Source organism: Chromobacterium sp. HL1, assembly GCF_057418835.1.
In genome coordinates, this window is the sequence record NZ_CP162399.1 from 1,934,909 (window position 1) to 1,955,165 (window position 20,257).

Sequence of the window (20,257 nt, forward strand, 5' to 3'; positions counted from 1 at the left end):
CTTGCCTTTCTTTACCCTGGAGAAAACCGACGTGACGACCAAAATGAAGACTCTGTTTGCCGCCGTGATGACGCTGGGCGTACTGGGCAGCGCGCAAGCCGCCCCGGTCACTTACGAAGTGGACAGCTCGCACACCCATGCCGGCTACTCGCTGAGCCACCTGGGCTTTTCCACGCTGAGCGGCCGTTTCAACGACACCAAGGGCACCGTGGTGCTGGACCAGGCCAAGAAAACCGGCTCGGTGGACATCGTGATCAAGACCGCCAGCCACGACAGCGGCTGGGCGGCGCGCGACAAGCACATCGCCAGCCCGGACTTCCTGGACGTTGAGAAGTACCCGACCATCACGTTCAAATCCGACAAATTCACCTTCAACGGCGACAAGCTGGCGGCGGTGGACGGCCAACTGAGCCTGCACGGCGTGACCAAGCCGGTGACGCTGACGGTGACTAACTTCAAGTGCGTGGATTCCCATCCGATGGCCAAGAAGCCGTGGTGCGGCGCCGACGCCACCGCCACCATCAAGCGCAGCGAGTTCGGCGTGGGCGCTTACGCGCCGGCGGTGGGCGACGATCTGCAGCTGAACATCACCATCGAAGCCGGCAAGAAGTAAGCGGATTCGATAAAGCGCCGGAGACCTTGCCCGGCGTCAAAAAAACCCGAGTCGAAAGACTCGGGTTTTTTATGGACGCCGTTGAGGGGATCAGGTCAGGCCCAGCACGATGGGGGCCAGCCAATCGGACAGCCACATCACCAGCAGGGGGCTGATCACGGTCATGCCGCCGAACACCGTCCAGGGCAGACGCGCTTCCGGCTGACGGCGCATCACGTACAAGAGCGCGCGGTAACAGGCGTAGCTGACGACCATGATCAGCGGCGGAGCCATCAGGTAGGACAGCAGCGGCCGCCAGTCCAGCAAGCGTGAAAAAGCGACGATGCCCAGATGCAGGCTGAGCTGGCTGGCCATCAGCGCCGCCAGCTGCGGCTGGCGTTCGGGGAAGGCCAGGCCAAGCCGGCTGACCCGCAAGCTGCTGGCGGACCACAGCACGGCGGCGATGCCCAGCCAGGCGTAGGCGTAACAGAAGGGCAGCAACACCGGCGACAGCACGGTGAGGAAGGGGTCCGCGCGGAAGATCAGCGCCAGGATGAAGAAGGACGCCGCGAAGCATAGCTGGGCGATGCCGTCGCGGCTGGCGATCAAGCGCCACAGAATGTGCAAGTAGAACAGCGCGACCAGAACGAGCAGGAACCAACCGGTGGGCGTCGCCGTCATTGAGCCTCCAGTACGCGGACCAGGACGGCGGACACCTGCTCGCCTATCTGGGCCAGGTAGTGGGTGTGCATGTCGAAGGTGAAGCGTTGCGGATCGTCCGACGCCAGCGCCAGCAGGCCGAAGGCCTGGCCCTTGCCGTCGCGCAGCGCCAGTTGGGCGAAGGACTGCAATACCGGCGCGGCCGGGAACCAGGCCAGCACGTCGTCGTTGACGTAGGGGCCGCAATAGGGCGCGGACAGATTGCGCGCCAGCGCGGCCACCTCGCTGCGGGCGTCGTAGGCCGGGCCGGCGGACTCCGCCGCCGGATGCCACAGCCGCAGCGCCACGCGCTTCAGCTTGAAATGCTCGGCGAAGCAGGCGGGCAGCGCGTTCAGCACGTCTTGCAGGCTCAGGCAGGCTTGCAGCGTCAGCGCCAATTGATGGGCGCTGGCGATGATGCGGTCGTTGGCTTCGCTGTGGCGGATCAACTGCTGCAAACGCGATTCCAACTGGCGGTTGCGGTCCTTCAGGTCCAGCATTTGGCGTTCCGCCAGCGAGACCACCACGCGGTCTTGCGGCGCGCCGCCCGGCTTCAGGCCGAGTCTTTCGGCATGGTGGGCGAGAAAGTCCGGGTGTTGGTCCAAAAACGCCAGCACATCATCTGTCTGCATGATTCATAACCCCCTATACGGCTGTGTTGTTGTTGCGAGCCCGCCGCCGTTTGCCGGCGGCGGGCCGTTAAATCTCGATTTCGCCCTGGAACACGGTGACGGCGGGGCCGGTCATGGTGACCGCGGCGTCGTCGGCCGGCCATTCCACCGTCAGTTCGCCGCCGCGGGTGTGCACTCGCACGCGCCGGTCCAGCAGGCCGCGGCGGATGCCGGCCACCACCGCCGCGCAGGCGCCGGTGCCGCAGGCCAGCGTTTCGCCGGCGCCGCGTTCGAACACGCGTAGACGGATTTCATCGCGGGCGAGCACCTGCATGAAGCCGGCGTTGACCCGTTCCGGGAAGCGGGGATGGTTTTCGATGGCCGCGCCGACGCGCGTCACCGGAGCCAAGGCTACATCTGCGACTATCTGCACCGCGTGGGGGTTCCCCATCGACACCACGCTGACCGACAAGGTCGCATCCTCGACTTGCAAATCGTGGCATACCGCCTCGCGCTCGGCCTGGAACGGAATCTCGTCCGGAGCGAAGCGCGGCCGGCCCATGTCCACCCGGGCCTGGCCGTCGCCCAGATACTCCGGCGCGATCACGCCCTTGGCGGTTTCCACCCGGATCCGCGATTTGGCGGTGAGGCCGCGGTCGGACACGAATTTGGCGAAGCAGCGCGCGCCGTTGCCGCATTGCTCCACCTCGCCGCCGTCGTTATTGAAGATGCGGTAGCGGAAATCGTTGTCCGGTGAGCGCGGGGGCTCCACCAGCAGTAATTGATCGAAGCCGATGCCGAAGTGGCGATCCCCCAGCTGACGGATGCGCTCCGCGCTCAGGGGAATGGTTTGACTCACGCCGTCGACAACCATGAAGTCGTTGCCGAGGCCGTGCATTTTGGTGAAGTGCAATTTCATTGGCGCGCCAGATCCTGCGTAAACAAGCGGCCCGCTATCGGGCCGGCGGTCGGGCGGCGGGCCGCGCGCGCGGAAGCGCGGACGGGGCGTCGCCGCCAATAAGGCAGGTTAGCACAGTGGCGTAGATAGAGGTACAGGCGCGCGCTCAGGCGCTGCTCAGCGGCTTGCCGGGCGGGGCGCCCGCGCCGGCGTAGGCCTGCAGGGCGGCGCTGGACGCGGCCGTCTGCGGCATGGCTTCGCCGCCGGCTTGAACTGCGGCGGCTTGCGCGTCGGCGGCGGCGGCCTGGCCGGCGTCGTCGATCAGCGAGCCGGACGAAGACGCCGGCGCGTCTTGTCCGGTGGCGAGCTTGAGCGTGTCCTCGGCGGCGTCGCCGGACTGGCTGAGCTTGAGCTGCATTTGCATCAGCAGCAGCCGGACCAGCGTCGCCATGTCCAGGCGTGGACGGCTGGTTTGAGCGGGCTCCGGCGTCGGCTCCGGGGCGGCCGGCGCAAGCTCGGGGTCGAAGGCGGCGGCGTCCGCGGCGCGGGGCCTTGGGGAGAGGGAGGGCGGCGTTATCGGCGTGGAATGGATTTTCATTTCAACGGTAAAAATAATTAGCCGGACCCGGCTTAAACCGAGGTCCGGCGGGAAAAGGGCGCTCAGCCCGCGGAAGCTTGAGTCTGGCCGGCGTCGCCGCTATTGGCCTGGTAGGCGGCCAGCGCCGCCTGAACCTGGGCGCCGCCATGGTGATGGTGGCGATGGTGAGGCGGCTGGTTTTGCGCCGCCGTCTGCAAGCTTTGCTGCAACTGCTGGTAATCCTGCTGCGCCTGCTTAAGGTTGCCGCTGCCCAGATCCTGGCCCAGGTTGTTGAACAGCGAGTTGGGCGATGAGGCCGAGGAAGCGCCGCTCAGCGCGCTTAAGGCGTCGTCGGCGTCGCTATTGCCCGAACCGCCGAAGCTGGCCGCCTGCAACTGGCTCAGCATCTGCTGGAACAGCACGGCCAGATCGCCGTTGCCGCCGGCATTGCTGGCTGACGCGTCGCCGGCGGCGGCGACGCTGCCGTCGGTCTGCATGGAGTTGATCAGGCTGGCGAAGTCCTGGCCGCCGGCGTTGGCGGCGTTTGAGCCGCTTGTCGCACCGCCGGACGCCGCGGACTGCAGGCTGGCGAGGGCTTGCTGCGCGCCGCCCAGATCGCCTTGCCGCACGTCGTTGATCATGGTCTGGAAATCCTGGCGGCGCTGCTGGTGAACGGCTTTACGTTGTTGCCAGGCGTTGCCGCCGGCATCGATGCCGCTGGTATTGCTGACTGACATGAATGTTCTCCCGCAAAGTCATGATGGAGTTGTCGGTCGTGAGCCTCACGGAGCAGCTCGACTTCCATTGCCGGCCTGGTTCTGACGTTTTGCCGGCGCGGGCGGCAATCCATGCCGCCGTGGCGGAGAGAATTGCCGTCTGGCGGCGAGTTTGGCCTGTTTTCGCGTCAGAACAAGGACTTGACCCGTTGCCAGTTGCAAACGGCGTGCCAGCCTTGCGGGGAGATTCTGTTAATTTCCGTGAGACAAGCAGTCTCGTTCGGATGGTCTTGTTATAAACAAGTCAGCCCTCTGAACCGCCGGGATGCCGTCATGCGTTTTGCCATTACCTTGTCCGATCGCTTCAAGCCGGTGCTGGACGTGTTCCTGCACGCCGGCTGGCAGCCGTTGAAGTTGTTCTGCACCCCGGTGGACCATCGCATGCATCACCACAAGGAGTCGCTGGCGGCGGCGGAGCGCCTGGGCGTGCCGGTGCAGCTGTCGCGGATGCGCGAGCGCGATTTGCTGGAGCTGGCGGAGCAGGATTGTGAAGTCCTGCTGGTGGCCAGCTACAACTGGCGGGTGCCGGACTGGGAGCCTTATCTGAATTACGCGGTCAACTTCCATCCGTCGCCGCTGCCCATCGGCCGCGGGCCTTACCCCATGGTGAAGGCGATCCTGGACGGCCATAGGCAATGGGGCTGCAGCTGTCACCAATTGACCCGGGAAATGGACGCCGGCGATGTGCTGGCGCAGGAGCAGTTCGCCTTGAGGCCGGACGAAACTCATGAATCGCTGGATGCGAAACTGCAACTGGCGTTGTACCGGCTGGCGGGGCGAGTGGCCGGCGACTTCGCCTCCTTATGGGATCAGGCTCAGCCGCAAGGCGAAAACAGCAGCTATTGGCCGCTGTGGCGGGACGAAGAGCGGGTGCTGGATTTCAGCCTGCCGGTGGAGGACGTCATGCGCCGAGTGCGCGCCTTCGGCGATTTCGAATGCCTGGCCGCGGTCAACGGCGTCACCGTGCACGTGCACCGCGCGCAAGGCTGGCGAGAGAGCCACGCTTACCCGCCGGGCTCCTTGATCCTGTCCAATGCGCTGAGCCTCCTGGTGGCCGCCGCCGACGGCATGGTGCTGATCAGCGAATGGAGCCTGAACCCGCCCGGCGGCGTCAGCGGCCGGCTGAGGGGGTGAGGCGCGGCGGTGTTGACCTTCGCTGAAATTTTTTTCATTGGCCACCTAAACTTTTTATCGATCGCCTAGATAAGACTCTCCGAACAGTCCAATTTCCGGGGGTCAGCATGGTTGCAGTGATGGCGGGTGTGGGTTTGGGTTTGCAGAACAGTTCGTTGGCGGCCTTGGGCGGGCAGGGTCAGTTGGGCGAGGCCGCCTTCGGCCGCGGCGGCGAACGGGTCTACGTCAACGCCGGCAACGGCAACCTGGTGCTGCAGCGCCGCGACGAATTCCTCGCCGGCAACGGGCTGCCGATCCAGCTGGTCCGCACCTACAACAGCCAGGGGCAGGGCGGCGACGCCGGCAACTGGCGCCTGGGCTACAGCCGCCAGCTGTTCGACTTCAGCGGCGCTCCGGGCAGCGCCGGCTCGCAACTGCGCCGTCAGGCCGAGGACGGCAGCGACACCCTGTACCGCTACGACGCGGCGCGCGGCCTCTACCTGGCGCAAGGCGGCGCCGGAGCCGAAGACACCGTGCGCTGGGACGGCCAGGCCTGGATCTGGACCGACGGCGACAGCCAGAGCCAGGAGCGCTACGACAGTGCCGGCCGGCTGCAGCAAGTGCAAAGCCGCGACGGCCAGACCGTCGCGCTGGGCTACGACGGCGCCGGCCGCATCGTCAGCCTGCGCAGCGCCGATGGCGAGACGCTGTTCATCGACTACGACGCCCAGGGCCATCTGAGCCAGCTGCGCAGCGTGTACCGCGACGGCGAGCAGAACAAGACCCTGACCCGCACCCGCTACGGCTACGACGAGCAGAACCGGCTGAGCAGCGTCACCACCGACCTCAGCCCCGACGACGACAGCGTCGCCGACGGCCAGGTCTACACCACCCGCTATGTGTACGACGGCGCCAGCCAGCGGCTGGCCAGCTTGCAGCAGAGCGACGGCAGCCGGCTGGACTTCGCCTACGCGCAGGTGGGCGGCGATTACCGCGTGCTCAGCGTCAGCGACGTGCGCGGCGAGCAGATGCTGACCACCTCCTTCGACTACGACGCCGCGGGGCAGCGCACCGTGGTCCGCGACGCCGCCGGACTGCGCACCGAACTGAACTACCGCGACGGCCTGCTGCAACGGGTGGCCGGCGGCGGCGTCGAGCAACGCTTCGACTACGACGGCCACGGCCGGGTCAGCGCGATCACCGACGGCCGCGGCCAAACCGCCCGTTTCGACTACGACGCCGCCGGCAACCGCGTCGGCGTGCGCGACGCGCAGAACCAGCAGACCCGACGCCGTTACAACGCCCAGAACCAGCTGCTGAGCGAAACCGTCGACGGCGCCGGCACCCGGCGCAACGTCTACGACGCCAGCGGCCTGCGGCTGCGCTTCAGCCTCAGCGCCGAAGGCCGGGTGGAAGAGCGCCGTTACGACGCCCAGGGCCGCGAAGTCAGCCGGCTGCTGTACCAGGGCGGCGTGTTCGCCGGCGCCGACGACGCCACCGGCGAAGCCGAACTGCAAGCCTGGGCGGCAAAGCAGGACCTGTCCCGCGTCGAACGCAGCGACACCGGCTACGACCTGCGCGGTCTGGTGGCCAGCACCACCCGCTACGCCACCCTGGACGCCGAGGGCAAGGGCGTGACCGACGGTCGGCACAGCAGCGTGCGCTATGTCTACGACCCGGCGGGCAATCTGCTGCAGAAGCTGGACGGCGTCAGCGGCGCGGTGCTGGCCGACTACCTCTACGACGGCCTGAACCGCGTGGTGCGCAGCCGGGACGGCGCGGGCGTGGCCACCACCACCGTCTACCAGGACGCGCAGCGGCAGACCCGGGTCAGCCTGAGCAACGGCCTGAGCACGGTGAGCAGCTACGACGCGGCCGGCCAGTTGCTGGCCGTGGTGCAGCAAGACGCCGGCGGCCCGCTGGGCACCGCGCGCAGCGAATACAATGCGCGCCACCAGCCGGTCAGGCTGATCGACGCCAACGGCGCCGCCAGCGTCCTGCTCTACGACGAACGCGGCCGCAAGGTCGGCCAGATCGATCCTGCCGGCGACGTCACCGAATGGCGCTACAACGGCAACGACCAGATCATCGCCAGCCTGCGCTACGCGACCCGGATCGACATCGCCCGGCTGAGCGGCGACCCGGCGGCGCTGTCGCTGGCCGCGCTGCGTCCGGCGGCGAATCCGGCGGAAGACCGCATCGAACGCCGGCTATACGACAGCCTGGGCCGCCTGGTCCAGACCGTGGACGCCGAAGGCGGCGTCGAGCGCCACCAATACGACGCCGCCGGCCGGCTGACCCGCAGCACCCGCTACGCCACGCGGCTGAGCGCCGAACAACTGGCGGCGCTGGCGAGCCAGCCCGGCGAACTGGACCCGGCCGACGTCCAACTGCAGCCGGCGGCCGATCCGGCCGGCGACCGCGTCAGCCGCCGCTACTACGACCGCGACGGCCTGCTGCTGGCCAGCCTGGACGGCGAAGGCTATCTGAGCGAAACCCGCTACGACGGCGCCGGCCGCGCGATCGAAACCGTGCGCTACGCGCAGCGCGCCCGCGCCGGCGACACGCTGGAGGCCCTGCGCCCGGCCAGCGACGGCGCCGACCAACGCACGCGCAGCCTGTACGACGGCGCCGGCCGGCTGGTGGGCCGGATCGACGCCGAAGGCTACCTCGACGAAACCGTTTACGACGCCCAAGGCCGCATTGCGCAAACGATACGCTACGCCACCCGCGTCGGCGGCGGCGACACGCTGGCCGCGCTGCGCCCGGCGGCCGACCGCAACGACCGCCAAGTGCAGCGCCAATACGACGCCGCCGACCGGCTGCTGCGCGAAGAACACCGGCCGAGTGGTCTGATCGTCCGCTACCAATACGACGCCCAAGGCCAAGTGATCGCCGTCACCCGCCAGGCCGGCGACGACGCGCGCAGCCAGCTCAAGCGCTACGACAGCCAGGGCCGGGTGACGCAAGAACTGGCCGGCGAAGGCGCCCAGGCGCTGGCCGCGCTCGGCGCCGACGCCGGCGCCCCGCAAATCGACGCCGTCTGGGCGCGCTGGGGCACTCGCCACTACTACAACGCCGGCGGCCAACGCACCGCCAGCCTGGGCCCCGACGGCCAGGGCGGTGCCGGCGCGCGCACCCTGTACTACTACGACGCCGCCGGCCGCCTCAGCCACACCCTCAACAGCCTGGGCGAAATCAGCGAAGTGCGCTACAACGCCTTCGGCGACGTCGTCGCCACCCAGCGTTACGCCACCCGGCTTGGCGCCGGCGCGCTGGCCGCGCTGAACGGCGGCAACCAAAGCGGCCTGCCCGGCGGGCTGAGCAGCGAGGCCGACCGCCTCGAAACCAGCCAATACAACCGCCTGGGCCAACGCCTCGCCGCCGGCGACCGGCTGGAAGCCGAACGCGAACAATGGCGCTACAACGCCTTCGGCGAAGCCGTGGCTTATCGGCAGCGGCTGGACGCCGCGCGCAGCAGCGTGCAGACCAGCGCCTACGACCGGCGCAGCCTGCTGCAAAGCCAGACCCGCGACGCCGAAGGACTGGCGCTGGGATCAAGCTCGAGCTACGACGCCTTCGGCCGGCAGACCGAGCGCGTCGACGCCAACGGCCACCGCAGCCGGATCGACTACGACAAACTGGGCCGCCAGATCAGCGTCCAGGACCCGCAAGGCGGCCGTCAAAGCCACGCCTACGACGCCTTCGGCCGGGTGCTGCGCCAGATCGACGCGCTGGGCCGCGCCACCACCACCGCCTACGACGAAGCCAGCGGCCGCGTCACCGTCACCCAGGCGGACGGCGTCCAGACCATCACCCAGAAGAACGGCCACGGCGACACCGTGCAACTGATCGACGGGCTGGGTCAGGCGACGACCTACCAATACAACCGCGACGGCCAAGTGCTGAGCACCACCACGCCGGCGGGAACCACCCGTAGCGGCTACGACAGCGCCGGTCATCAGATCGAGAGCGTCGACGCCAACGGCGCCCGCACCGTCTACCAATACGACGCGGCGGGCCGGGTGCTGCAACGCACCGTGGACCCGGACGGCCTGAAACTGAGCAGCCGCACCGAATACGACGCGGAGGGCCGCGTACTGCGGCAAACCGAGCCCAACGGCCGGGTGACCGAACAGCGCTACGACGCGGCGGGCCGGCTGCACAGCCTGATCGTCGATCCGGACGGGCTCAAGCTGACGACCACCTACGGCTACGACGCCCAGGGACGGCAGATCCGGGTGACGGAAGCGGCGGGGACGGCGCAGGCGAAGACCACCGAATACGAATACGACGGCGCCGGTCGTCGGGTGCGGGAGACGGTGGACCCGGAGGGGCTGAAGCAGAGCACGGTGTACCAATACGACGGCCAGGGCAATGTGGTGTCCAAGACCGACGCGATGGGCAAAACCGCCTACTACATCTACGACGACAATGACCGCTTGCGTTACAGCCTCAATGTGCAAGGTCTGATGACGGAAACGGTGTACGACGCGGCGGGGCAGGCGGTGCAAAGCCGACGCTACGCGACACCGGTATCGGTGTATGGCCTGAGCTCCACGCTGACGGTGGCTGAACTGGCGGGGCGGTTGATAACCCATGAGAAAGACCAGAGCACGCGCACGGTGTACGACGCGGCGGGCCGTCCGAGCCTGAGCATCGATGAGGCGGGCTATGTGACCGAGCGGCGTTACGACGCGGCGGGGCGGGTGACGGACACCATACGCTATGCCAAGAGCCTGGCGCAGATGGGGCTGTCGGCGGAACGCCTGCAAGACCGCGCCCAGGCCAACCTGCTGCACAACAGCCTGTTCGAAGCCTCGGCGCCGGGCAAGGTGGCGAACTGGGGCTATGGCGCGTGGAACGCTGACGCCGAAGTGGGCGGCAATCTGAACGCCGACTGGCGGATAGCGGAGGGCCTGGCCGGCGAGAACACCGTCTACTTGCACCAGACCGGTCGCCATCCGCAAGACGCTTACCAGGAACTGGTGCAAAGCGTGCCGGTGCAAGCCGGACGTCGCTACGCCTTCTCGGTGTACACCGGCGCGCATCGGGCGAATACGAGCGTGCACATCGTGTGGTTCAACGCGGCGGGTCAGGCGCTGGGCGCCACATCGGAGCAGACGGGCGCGCATCGCAACACCCCGGCGGACAACTTGCCGGGCGGTCCGGCGCTGAAGGGTTACAAACGGACGGTGGCGGACGGCGTGGCGCCGGACGGCGCGGTGCGAGGCGTGGCGACGCTGCGCAAGACCAATACCGCGGTGGGCGAGAACGACTCCTGGCTGTTTGCGAAGCGGGCGCAGTTTGAAGAACTGGCGCTGGACGCCTCGGGACCCAGCGACTGGAAGCCGGCATTGGTGGCCGATGCGGCCGACCAGCACAGCCGCAGTTTCTACGACGCAGCCGGACGACCCAGCCTCAGCGTCGACGCGCAGGGCTATGTGACCGAGCGCCGCTACGACGCGGCGGGCAATGTCACCGACACCCTACGCTATGCCAAGAACCTGGCGCAGATGGGGCTGTCGGCGGAAAGCCTGCAAGGCCGCGCCCAGGCCAACCTGCTGCGCAACAGCCTGTTCGAAGCCTCGGCGCCGGGCAAGGTGGCGAACTGGGGCTATGGCGCGTGGAACGCCGACGCCGAAGTGGGCGGCAATCTGAACGCCGACTGGCGGATAGCGGAGGGCCTGGCCGGCGAGAACACCGTCTACTTGCACCAGACTGGTCGCCACCCGCAAGACGCTTACCAAGAACTGGTGCAAAGCGTGCCGGTGCAAGCCGGACGTCGCTACGCCTTCTCGGTGTACACCGGCGCGCATCGGGCGAATACGAGCGTGCACATCGTGTGGTTCAACGCGGCGGGTCAGGCGCTGGGCGCCACATCGGAGCAGACGGGCGCGCATCGCAACACCCCGGCGGACAACTTGCCGGGCGGTCCGGCGCTGAAGGGTTACAAACGGACGGTGGCGGACGGCGTGGCGCCGGACGGCGCGGTGCGAGGCGTGGCGACGCTGCGCAAAACCAATACCGCGGTGGGTGAGAACAACTCCTGGCTGTTTGCGACGCGGGCGCAGTTTGAAGAACTGGCGCTGGACGCCTCGGGGCCCAGCGACTGGAAGCCGGCATTGGTGACCGACGCGGCCGACCAAGTCTCCCACCAAAGCTACGACGCCGCCGGCCGCCTGATCCAGGAAACCCGCGGCGACGCCGGCAAGCTAGCCGCTACCACCCGCTATCAATTGGATGCCAAAGGCAATCGCATTGCCGAAACCGACGCGGGCGGCCACACCACCCGCCGCGACTACGACCTGCTCGGCCGGCTGATCCGCGAAACCGACGCGCTGGGCGGCGTCACCGTCACCGAATACGACGCGGCAGGCAACGCGGTCAAGATCACCGACCCGCGCGGCTATAGCGGCTACAACTATTACGACGCGCTCGGCCGCCAGACCCTGCACATCGATCCCGAAGGCTATGCCACCGCCACCGAGTACGACGCGCTCGGTCAGACCACCCGCATCACCCGCTACGCCCAACGCGTCGACACCGCCGCGCTCAAACCCGGCCTGACGCCGACCCTGATCGTCGATGCCCAGCGCGACGCGGTGACCCGGATCGAACACGATGCGCTGGGACGGCAGACCCGCATCTTCGACGCCGAAGGCGGCGTCGAGCGGATGGCTTATGATGCTTTTAATAACAAGTTGAAATACTTCAACAAACTGGGCGGTACCTACCACTACATCTACGACGCGCAGGGCCGGGTGCTCAAAGAGACCAGTCCGTCGGGCATCGTCAAACGCTTCGAATACGACGGCTTCGGCAACCGCACGCTGCAAGTGGAAGCCGAAGGCAAGCCGGAGCAGCGCACCACCCGCTACCAATACGACGCCAACAACCGGCTGATCCGCCAGACCGGCGACGCGCTGCCGATCTACACCCTGGACGGCGGCGAAGCCACGGTCAGCCCCAGCCAAAGCTGGCGCTACGACGCCGCCGGCCGGCAGATCGAATTCACCGACGCCAACGGCAAGATCACCCGCAGCCGCTACGACGCGCTGGGGCGCAAGGTGGCGGAGCGCAACGGCGACGGCGTGCTCCGCGAATGGGACTACGACGCGGCGGGCAATGTCCTCGTCCAGCGCGTCTACGCCAGCCCGGTGAGCCTGTCGGCGGACGGCGGCGTGCCGGCGTCGGCGAATGCCGACGTTCGCGAAACCCGCTACGTCTACGACGGCAACAACCGTCTGATCGAAACCCGCCTGCCGGCGCAAAACGTCGGCCAGGGCGATGCGGCCAGCGGCCAGTACACAGTGGCGACCCAAGACCTGATCAGTCGCCAGCGCTACGACGCCAACGGCAACCTGATGGAAAGCATTGACGCCCGCGGCGGCAGCCAGCGTCACTACTACGACCGCGCCGGCCGCAAACTGCTGAGCGTCGACGCCGCCGGCTACGTCACCGCCTGGGACTACGACGCCGCCGGCCGGGCCATCCGCGAAACCCGCTACGCCAGCGCCCTGAGCGGCGCTTACGACAGCGCCACCCCGCTGGACACGCTGCGTCAGCAGCTCAAGCCCCACGCCGACGACCGCGTGCGCGAAACCGACTACGACCGGATGGGCCGCATCAGCGTCGAGCGCAGCCTCGGCGTCCAGATAGCCAGCGCCGACGGCCAAAGCCAGAACGTGGTCACCGCCACCACTCGCTACCAGTACAACGCGCTGGGCAAGGTGACGCAAAAGACCGACGCCGCCGGCCAGGTCACCGACTGGCGCTACGACGCGCAAGGCCGGGAAACCCGACGTCAGGACGCCGCCTATACCGACTACGAAGGCCGCAGCGTGCGGCCGACCAGCGACAGCGAATACAACGGCCTGGACCAGCTCAGCCGCCAGATCCGTCGCGGCCTGGACGAGGCCAGCGAAGCCGATGACCAGATTGTGCGCTACCAATATGGGATTGGCGGCCGGCTGTTGAGCCAGACCGACGCGATGGGCAATGCCATCCGTTACGACTACGACGCCGCCGGTCAACTGACCCGCAGCCAGCGGGCGCGACGCCAGGCCGACGGCAGCGAAGTCAACGACGTGACCGGCTACCGTTACGACGCGGCCGGCCGCCAGACCGAGAGACGGGACCAGGCGACCGGCATGCGTTTTGAAACCCGCTACAACGCCTACGGCGAGATTGACGGCAAACGCACCAGCGCCAACGGCAAGGGCGCGTGGCAGGAGTTCGCCGACTACGACGGCGCCGGCCGGGTGTTCCGGAACAACAGCGGCGGCGTCACCCGCGCCTACCTGTACGACGCCAACGGCAACGCCACGCTGCAGATCGAATCGGACAGCGTGGACCTGCGGCAACAGAGCCGGGATCAGATCCTGGCGGCGATCAACCGGCCGGACAGCGGCCTGCGGTTGACGATCAGCGAATACGACGGCCGCAACCAACGGGTACAGACCAAACAGCCGAAGATGGTGAACGCGCGGGACCAGGCCTTGGTGCAGGCGGAGCGCTGGGTGAGCGCGGTGCCGCAGGAGGGCAGCGGCGGAGTGGTGACGGCGGGATCTTCGAAGGCGCCGGGCGTGGCGGTGGAGAAGAATCCGCTGGCGGGGGGGGCCTCAAATGCTAATTTACCAATGGGGGGAAGTATTTCTTTGACCCCGGATTTTATGTTTGAGCCGCTAGAGTATTCTAACTCGGAGTTTGAGGGGGGGCGTAGTAGTAGGGGAGGATCTGAATATAAAGCTTACCTTACAAGTATTAGTTTGAATGCTAATTTGCCGAATTTGAGCGCGTATGGAGATGGAGCATATGAAATTGAGTTGACTCTAGGAGAGGACTATGGAAAACCACAAACAGATACCATACAGGTAGACGCTAATGGTAAAGGGGTAAGGCAGGCCGGGTTCTGGCTTCAATTCCAGTGGGGGGGGCCATATCCGACTAGAATGCCGAGTTTCAAATTCAGAGTAAATGTCTATAAGCAAGTCGGTGGTACTCGGCAGAAGTTACCGCTATATAGCAGTTCGGGAGTGCTTCCAGCTGTGGATCTGAGAAATCTGGCTCCCGTAGTTGTATCGGGCTCTTTTGGAGGGAGGGACTTACTGTTTAAAGCGCAGCCCACTGACACCACCCAGATGCTGCTCTACACCCGCCCGGCGGGCAGCAATGCCGGCTGGCAGTACGTCTATGTGCCGCAACTCAAGGCCAATGGAGAGAATGTGAAGGGCCAGTTCGCCCTCGACTGGTCCGGCATGGCGCGCCAAGCCTACGAATTCCGCTACGTCGCCATGGACGCCGCCGGCAAGGTGCTCAACACCCGCCAGGGCACGATGAACCTCAACGACAGCGCGCCCACCATCTCTCAGAGCGAGGCCGCCGTCGACAGCGCCTTCATGTACAACACCGGCTGGGTCAATCTGACCAATCTCGGCGAGGCCGCGGTGTCGTCACGGTTGCGCTTCCGTACCCCAGGTGGCGAGTGGGGCGCCAGCCAGGTGCTGGCCGCCACCGGCTTCAAGGGCTGGTTCCAGTTCCTGCCGTCCAACTACGGCCTGGCCGCCGGCCAGACCTGGGAGTATGAGCTCGAGCGCCTCGACGCCAACGGCCAATCGCTGGGCGCGGTGGTCGGCGCCTTCCGTCCGGGCGAAGCGGCTTCCGTCACCCAGCCCGTCGCCTGGCGCGACCAGCCGCAGATCGTTCACATCGGCGGCAATCAGCCGGCGGCGGCTACCCGCGGCCTGATCCGCTATCGTACTGCCGGCGGCGCCTGGGCCGAAGCGCCGCTGAGCCGCGCCGCCAACGGCGAATGGGACTGGGACAGCAGCGCGCTGGCCAAGGGCCTGAGCGCGCCGACGGTCTACGACTTCGAATACCAGTTGTTCGACGCCAACGGCCTGATGCTCAATCGCGCCGGCGGTCAACTGACGCTGGGCGGCGGCGCCGTCAGCGTCAATACCAAGGGCCTGACGCTGCCGCTGATGGTCAGCTTCAATCCGCCGCAGACCCAGGCCGCCCAGCTCTTGCTGTCCTACCGGAGCAAGGGCAGCCAGGGCGCCTGGACCCAGGCGGCGCTGAGCCGCAACGCCCAGGGCCAGTTCGCTTTGAACGCCGACGCGCTGGCCGCCGGCGACTACGAGTACCGCTACCAGCTGGCCGACGCCCAGGGCGCCTTGCTGACCGGCGCCGACGGCGCGGCGCTGGACGTCAGCGGCTATCTGCGCCGCCACAGCGGCGTCGACAGCGCCCGCCTCAACTGGGTGATCACCGGCACCAGCCAGAGCGAGCACAACATCATCCGCCGCCAGCAGTACAACGCCTTCGGCGAAGTGAGCAGCGAAACCGACGGCCGCGGCAACAGCACCACCTTCGAGTACAGCGCCTTCGGCCAACTGCTGGCCAAGCAAGACCCGCAAACCGTGATCGTCGCGGCCGGCGACAAGGCCCCGCCGCCGGTGCGCACCCTGTACCGTTACGACGCGCTGGGTAATCTGGTGGCCACCGTCGACGCCAACGGCCAGCTTAACCGCCAAAGCTGGCTGGCCGGGGGCGAGAGGGGCCAGGGCAAGAGCGGCGGCGAGGCGCACGCCGACGGCGGCGTCAAGCAACTGGGCTACGACGTGTTCGGCAATCTGCGTGTCAGCGTCGACGAAATCGGCCGCCGCAGCGATTACCGCTACAACGCCAACAACCAGCTGATCCGTCAGGACCGCGCCGCGCGCGCCGACGGCCGCCGCGGCTACGACGAATACGACTACGACAGCGCCGGCCAGCGCATCGCCCACCGCAGCACCAGCGACGGCAAGGACAGCCTGGCCGACACCACCCAGTACGACAGCCTGGGCCGGGTGCTGGCCACCGTCAGCGCTGCCGGGCGCCGGGTGAGCTACCGCTACCAGTGGGATGCCGCCATCGCCGGGGCCGGCGGCATCGTCGTCGGCGGCTGGCGCAGCGTCAAGACCGACGCCAACGGCCGCAGCCAGACCGACGACGTCAGCCTGTTCGGCCATAAGGTGGCCCATGTCGACCTGGGCAACCACCGCTTCAGCTACCGCTACAACCACGCCGGCCAGGTGGCCGAACAAAGCGGAAGCACCGGCCAGCGCATCACTTACCAGTACTACGGTAATGGCTATCTGAAGAGCCTGTCCGACCACGCGCTGGACAGCTACACCCTGTATGAATACGACAACGACGGCAATAAGACCTTTGAAGGCTATACCAGCCTCAACAACCAGAGCCGCGAGTTTTACCAGTACGCCAGGATAGAGTACGACGCGCGCAACCGGGTGACTCTGATCGATGATCCCAAATTCCTGATCACCTACCGCTACGACGCCGTCGGCAACCGCATCAACGTCAACAGCGTCTACCACGACGGCGTCGACGGCCAGAAGCGGACCCAGGACTACTGGTACCGCTACGACAGCATGAACCGCTTCCTCACCACCAAGGGCAGCAAGATCGACGGCCAGATCAGCCGCGGCCCCCAGGGCGGCGACGGCGTCGACATCCTGTACAACGCCGCCGGCGAACGGGTGCAGGCCATCAACGCCTCTGATGGAACCACCGAGACCTATACCTACAGCGCCGACGGCTATCTGGAGAGCACCCGCATCAACGGCAAGCTGGCCTCCCAGCGCGACAACGACCTGCTGGGACGCGCCACCGCATACCGCCAATACCGCTGGAACGGCGACGGCGGCGTCAGCAGCCAGACCCAGTCCCGCTACGACGCCGACCACAAACTGCTGCAGCAAACCCGGGACGGCGCCACCACCACCTACACCCTGATGGCGGACGGCACCGTGGCCAGCAGCGCGCAGAGCAGCAGCGGCACCACCACCACCAGCTATTACGGCTATGAATGGTGGGACGAAGCCAAGCAAAGCACCATTACCGCCCAGCCCTACAACAAGGACGCGCCGGGCTGGGAAAAGGGCTACTCCCATCTCAGCTACAACGTCAACGGCCACCTGGCCGAAGCGCGCGACGAAGTGGGCCAGCGCAGCCTCCGCTACGTCAACAACGCCCAGGGCCTGGTGCTCAAGCGCGAGGAAATCGCCAAGGGCAGCACCTACAAACGGCAGGACTACTACTACCTGGACGGCAAGCAGATCGGCTCGGTGGGCAACGATGGCGCCAGCCGCGTCGACTACGCCCAGGCCTTGGCGCAAAGCCAGATCGGCAACCGCAAAGACCAGTACCGCGAAGGTCAGCCGGTGAACAGCGCCGACTTCGACCAGAACTACGAACCGATCGGTCCGAGCTACCCGGGCCAGACGCCGGGCTTCGTCACGGTGAAGGCGGGGGACACCCTGCAAAGCCTGGCGGCGTCGCTGTGGGGCGACCAGGCGATGTGGTATCTGCTGGCGGACGCCAACAGCCTGAGCGGCAGCGAGCCCTTGGCGGCGGGGCAAGTGCTGAAAGTGCCGAACAAAGTGACGAATGTGCACAACAACAGCGGCACTTACCGGGTGTATAGCCCAGGCGAGGCAATTGGCGATGTGACGCCGACGCTGCCGGATCCGCCGCCGCCGCCGCAACAGGGCGGGGGCGGAGGGGGCTGCGGCGGTTTTGGCGCTATCTTCGTTGTTATTGTCGCCGTGGTGGCGGTGGTGACGCTGGGTCCGATCTTCAGCCAGGCGTTGATCCCCCTGCTAGGCGCTGCGCCGGCGGCGGCGGGTGTGGCCGCGACAGCGAGCGCCGCGGCCACTTTTGCCGGCTATGCGGCAGCGGGAGCGGTGGGCTCCATGGCCAGCCAGGGCGTGGCGATGGCGATGGGGATGCAGGATCAGTTCTCGTGGAGCCAGGTGGGCTTGAGCGCCCTTGGCGCGGGGGTGAGCGCCGGCGTGGGCGCTGGGATGTTGGGCGACTCGCTGAAAAACGCGCCGATCGCGCTGCGGGCGGCGGCGGGTAACGCCTTGACCCAGGGGGTGGCGGTGGCTACCGGCTTGCAGAAGCGCTTCAGCTGGACCGCGGTGGCGGCCAGTGGCGCGGCGGCCGGGGCCAGCGGCTGGATGGCGGAGGGCTTGGGGTGGAGCAGCGAGAATCCGGTAGCCAGTGTGGGCTACGGCACGCTGCGCGGCCTGGTGTCGGGTGGTATCCAGTCGCAGCTGACCGGCCAACGTCCTAACTGGAGCGCGATCGCAGCGGAATCGTTTGGCAGCGCGCTGGGCGATCAGGTGGTGAATGGTATCCAAACCCGGGATAAGGAGCAGTCCAAGTCTAAGCTAGAGCAAGAGCGTATGGCTCAAGCGATGGAGGAGATGCTGAGCGAAGCCAAGCAGACCCGCTACGACAGGCGCGGGGTGATGATGGCGGATGGGGGCAAGACCCGGTTGATGTGGCAGGAAGTGATTAGCGATGCTGGGCTGGGCTACTCGGTGAATGGCACCGCCTTGCGACCAGTGAGCAAGCCATTGCAGCCTCTAGCGGTGGAAGAGGTGGACGTTATGGGGCAGCCCCTGAATGGCCGTTCCAACTACACTATTGGCCAAGGTTGGAGCAAGGTGATGTCGGGAGACGCCTCGCTGTGGGACCTCCTGACCTACCAAACCCCGGATGCGGCACAACGCCGGGCGGAGCTCAATGCCCAGTGGTCGCCGAGTAAGTTGGTGCAGCAACTGGATATGCTGAGTAGCAGCCCGGTAGCGACAGCGGCCTATTTGAGCACAATCTGGAGTGGGGCCGGCCAAGCAGTACAAGATACGGCATTGACATTGGGTTACGCTGGCGGCAACGTGCTGGGAGCTTTGGCTGGCACCCGTACTGATGCTACACGGCTGGGTTTGTTGGGCGCATCGAGTCCAGTGAGTGGGTATGGCCTAGAGGGTGCGCGTGCGCTGGTGGCGTCTATTTGGGGTAAGCCAGTCGGGCAGGGCACGAAGGGAGTGTATGGGGCTGTCGGGATGGAGGCTACTTCAGGGTATGCATCTAAAGTGGCCTCTTGGGGGTTAACGATTGCGGAAACAAAAACGGTACTGACAACAGCGCAAGCACCATATAAGGGATCAACGATTATTGGCCATGCATTGTCAAAGCATAGTGGCCGTCCAGCAACGTTTAGTAATCCTGATATGTCTGGAATTGAGGTTTGGGGAAAGGTTCAAGGGAAAATGTCTACTTGGAATGGCCAGGGAATGCGGCAGCTGCGTGATATTATTCGGTCACCAGGAGAGTTTAAGGTGGTCCAAGATGGAAGCCTATCTTTCGTCGAAAAACGCCTGCCAGATGGTCGAGGAGTTCGGCTTAATCAAGATATGACTTTTAAAGGATTTGTGGACTAATGAATGGATTGTTAGAGTTTGTATTTGAAAGCGTACCTGCTTTAAAGGTCGCTCCTTGTGTTTTGAGTTTGATTCGATATGAGGGAAATGTCAAAAACTTTACTCGCGATGGTGATGAATTATTGCCTGTAAGTGAGGCTATTGATGCTGGGTTTTGGGAAGAAATTGCTTCGCAAGAGGAGGACGTGGCTATACTCCTAAATTTGGAGGGGATGGAGGTTGGGGCTAAATTGGTCAAAGGGGTAACTCTTCAAATTATTCATTATGGTGAAGTGAATGACTTGGTGATTGTTTTGTCTTCGGAGGATTGTAGAGAAGGAGGGGTGGTTCGTTCTGAAGACATGTATGAATGGGCGAGGGGTGTTGCTGACTTGTTTGAGGTGGCTAATTTTTTTGGTGGCTTGGAGCCCGCTAATGATGAGCAGACTCAGCTGTTTTTGGCAAGTGGAGTTGGGCCTGTGCAGTGTATATAGTTTGATGAAATAGGGGGCTCGCTCAATACCATTGCTCATGTGCTTTTTGAGTAATAGCGTAGGATAGGCAAGTCATTTGGCTTGCCCACCTCATGCGAATAGTCCTCGAAAACTTCATCAAAATCCGCTCCTTGTAACCGATATCCCTCGGTATTGCATACTCACCAATTAAACAGGGCCATAAACCTACGTCACGGCCCGCTACCAGCAGCGCGGCCCCCCGG

General features: G+C 65.8%; 9 protein-coding genes. 4 read left to right on the forward strand and 5 right to left on the reverse strand.

Annotation, left to right across the window (positions count from 1 at the left end):
- Nucleotides 1-31 precede the first annotated feature (31 nt).
- Nucleotides 32-613 (forward strand): YceI family protein, encoded by a 582-nt coding sequence (locus AB1Z25_RS08880; RefSeq protein ID WP_233246675.1) that lies wholly within the window; start codon nucleotides 32-34, stop codon nucleotides 611-613.
- A 90-nt stretch (nucleotides 614-703) separates the two neighbouring features.
- Here the strand turns inward: AB1Z25_RS08880 and AB1Z25_RS08885 are convergent, their stop codons facing one another.
- From AB1Z25_RS08885 to AB1Z25_RS08905, 5 genes are all read right to left on the reverse strand, one after another.
- Nucleotides 704-1,273: a hypothetical protein gene (locus AB1Z25_RS08885; protein ID WP_107799387.1), complete on the reverse strand. Its 570-nt coding sequence runs from the start codon at nucleotides 1,271-1,273 to the stop codon at nucleotides 704-706.
- Nucleotides 1,270-1,923, reverse strand: coding sequence for a DUF484 family protein (locus tag AB1Z25_RS08890; RefSeq protein WP_235088928.1), 654 nt, complete (start codon nucleotides 1,921-1,923; stop codon nucleotides 1,270-1,272). The genes AB1Z25_RS08885 and AB1Z25_RS08890 overlap by 4 nt, the downstream gene beginning before the upstream one ends.
- A 67-nt stretch (nucleotides 1,924-1,990) precedes the next feature.
- Nucleotides 1,991-2,821, reverse strand: coding sequence for a diaminopimelate epimerase (dapF, locus tag AB1Z25_RS08895; RefSeq protein WP_486637055.1), 831 nt, complete (start codon nucleotides 2,819-2,821; stop codon nucleotides 1,991-1,993).
- A 145-nt stretch (nucleotides 2,822-2,966) separates the two neighbouring features.
- On the reverse strand, nucleotides 2,967-3,398 hold the full coding sequence (locus AB1Z25_RS08900; RefSeq protein WP_486637056.1) for a hypothetical protein: 432 nt from the start codon (nucleotides 3,396-3,398) through the stop codon (nucleotides 2,967-2,969).
- Nucleotides 3,399-3,460: 62 nt separating this feature from the next.
- Nucleotides 3,461-4,114, reverse strand: coding sequence for a hypothetical protein (locus AB1Z25_RS08905; RefSeq protein ID WP_107799383.1), 654 nt, complete (start codon nucleotides 4,112-4,114; stop codon nucleotides 3,461-3,463).
- A gap of 312 nt (nucleotides 4,115-4,426) precedes the next feature.
- Here AB1Z25_RS08905 and AB1Z25_RS08910 point away from each other — a divergent pair, with 312 nt between their 5' ends.
- From AB1Z25_RS08910 to AB1Z25_RS08920, 3 genes are all read left to right on the forward strand, one after another.
- Entirely contained in the window at nucleotides 4,427-5,287 is an 861-nt protein-coding gene (locus AB1Z25_RS08910; RefSeq protein ID WP_107799382.1) for a methionyl-tRNA formyltransferase, read from the forward strand.
- Between the two features lie 107 nt (nucleotides 5,288-5,394).
- Nucleotides 5,395-19,560, forward strand: a complete 14,166-nt coding sequence (locus AB1Z25_RS08915; RefSeq protein ID WP_486637057.1) for a LysM peptidoglycan-binding domain-containing protein — start codon at nucleotides 5,395-5,397, stop codon at nucleotides 19,558-19,560.
- Complete coding sequence (locus AB1Z25_RS08920) at nucleotides 19,560-20,033, forward strand: hypothetical protein (protein WP_486637058.1); 474 nt, start codon at nucleotides 19,560-19,562, stop codon at nucleotides 20,031-20,033. The genes AB1Z25_RS08915 and AB1Z25_RS08920 overlap by 1 nt, the downstream gene beginning before the upstream one ends.
- Nucleotides 20,034-20,257 lie beyond the last annotated feature (224 nt).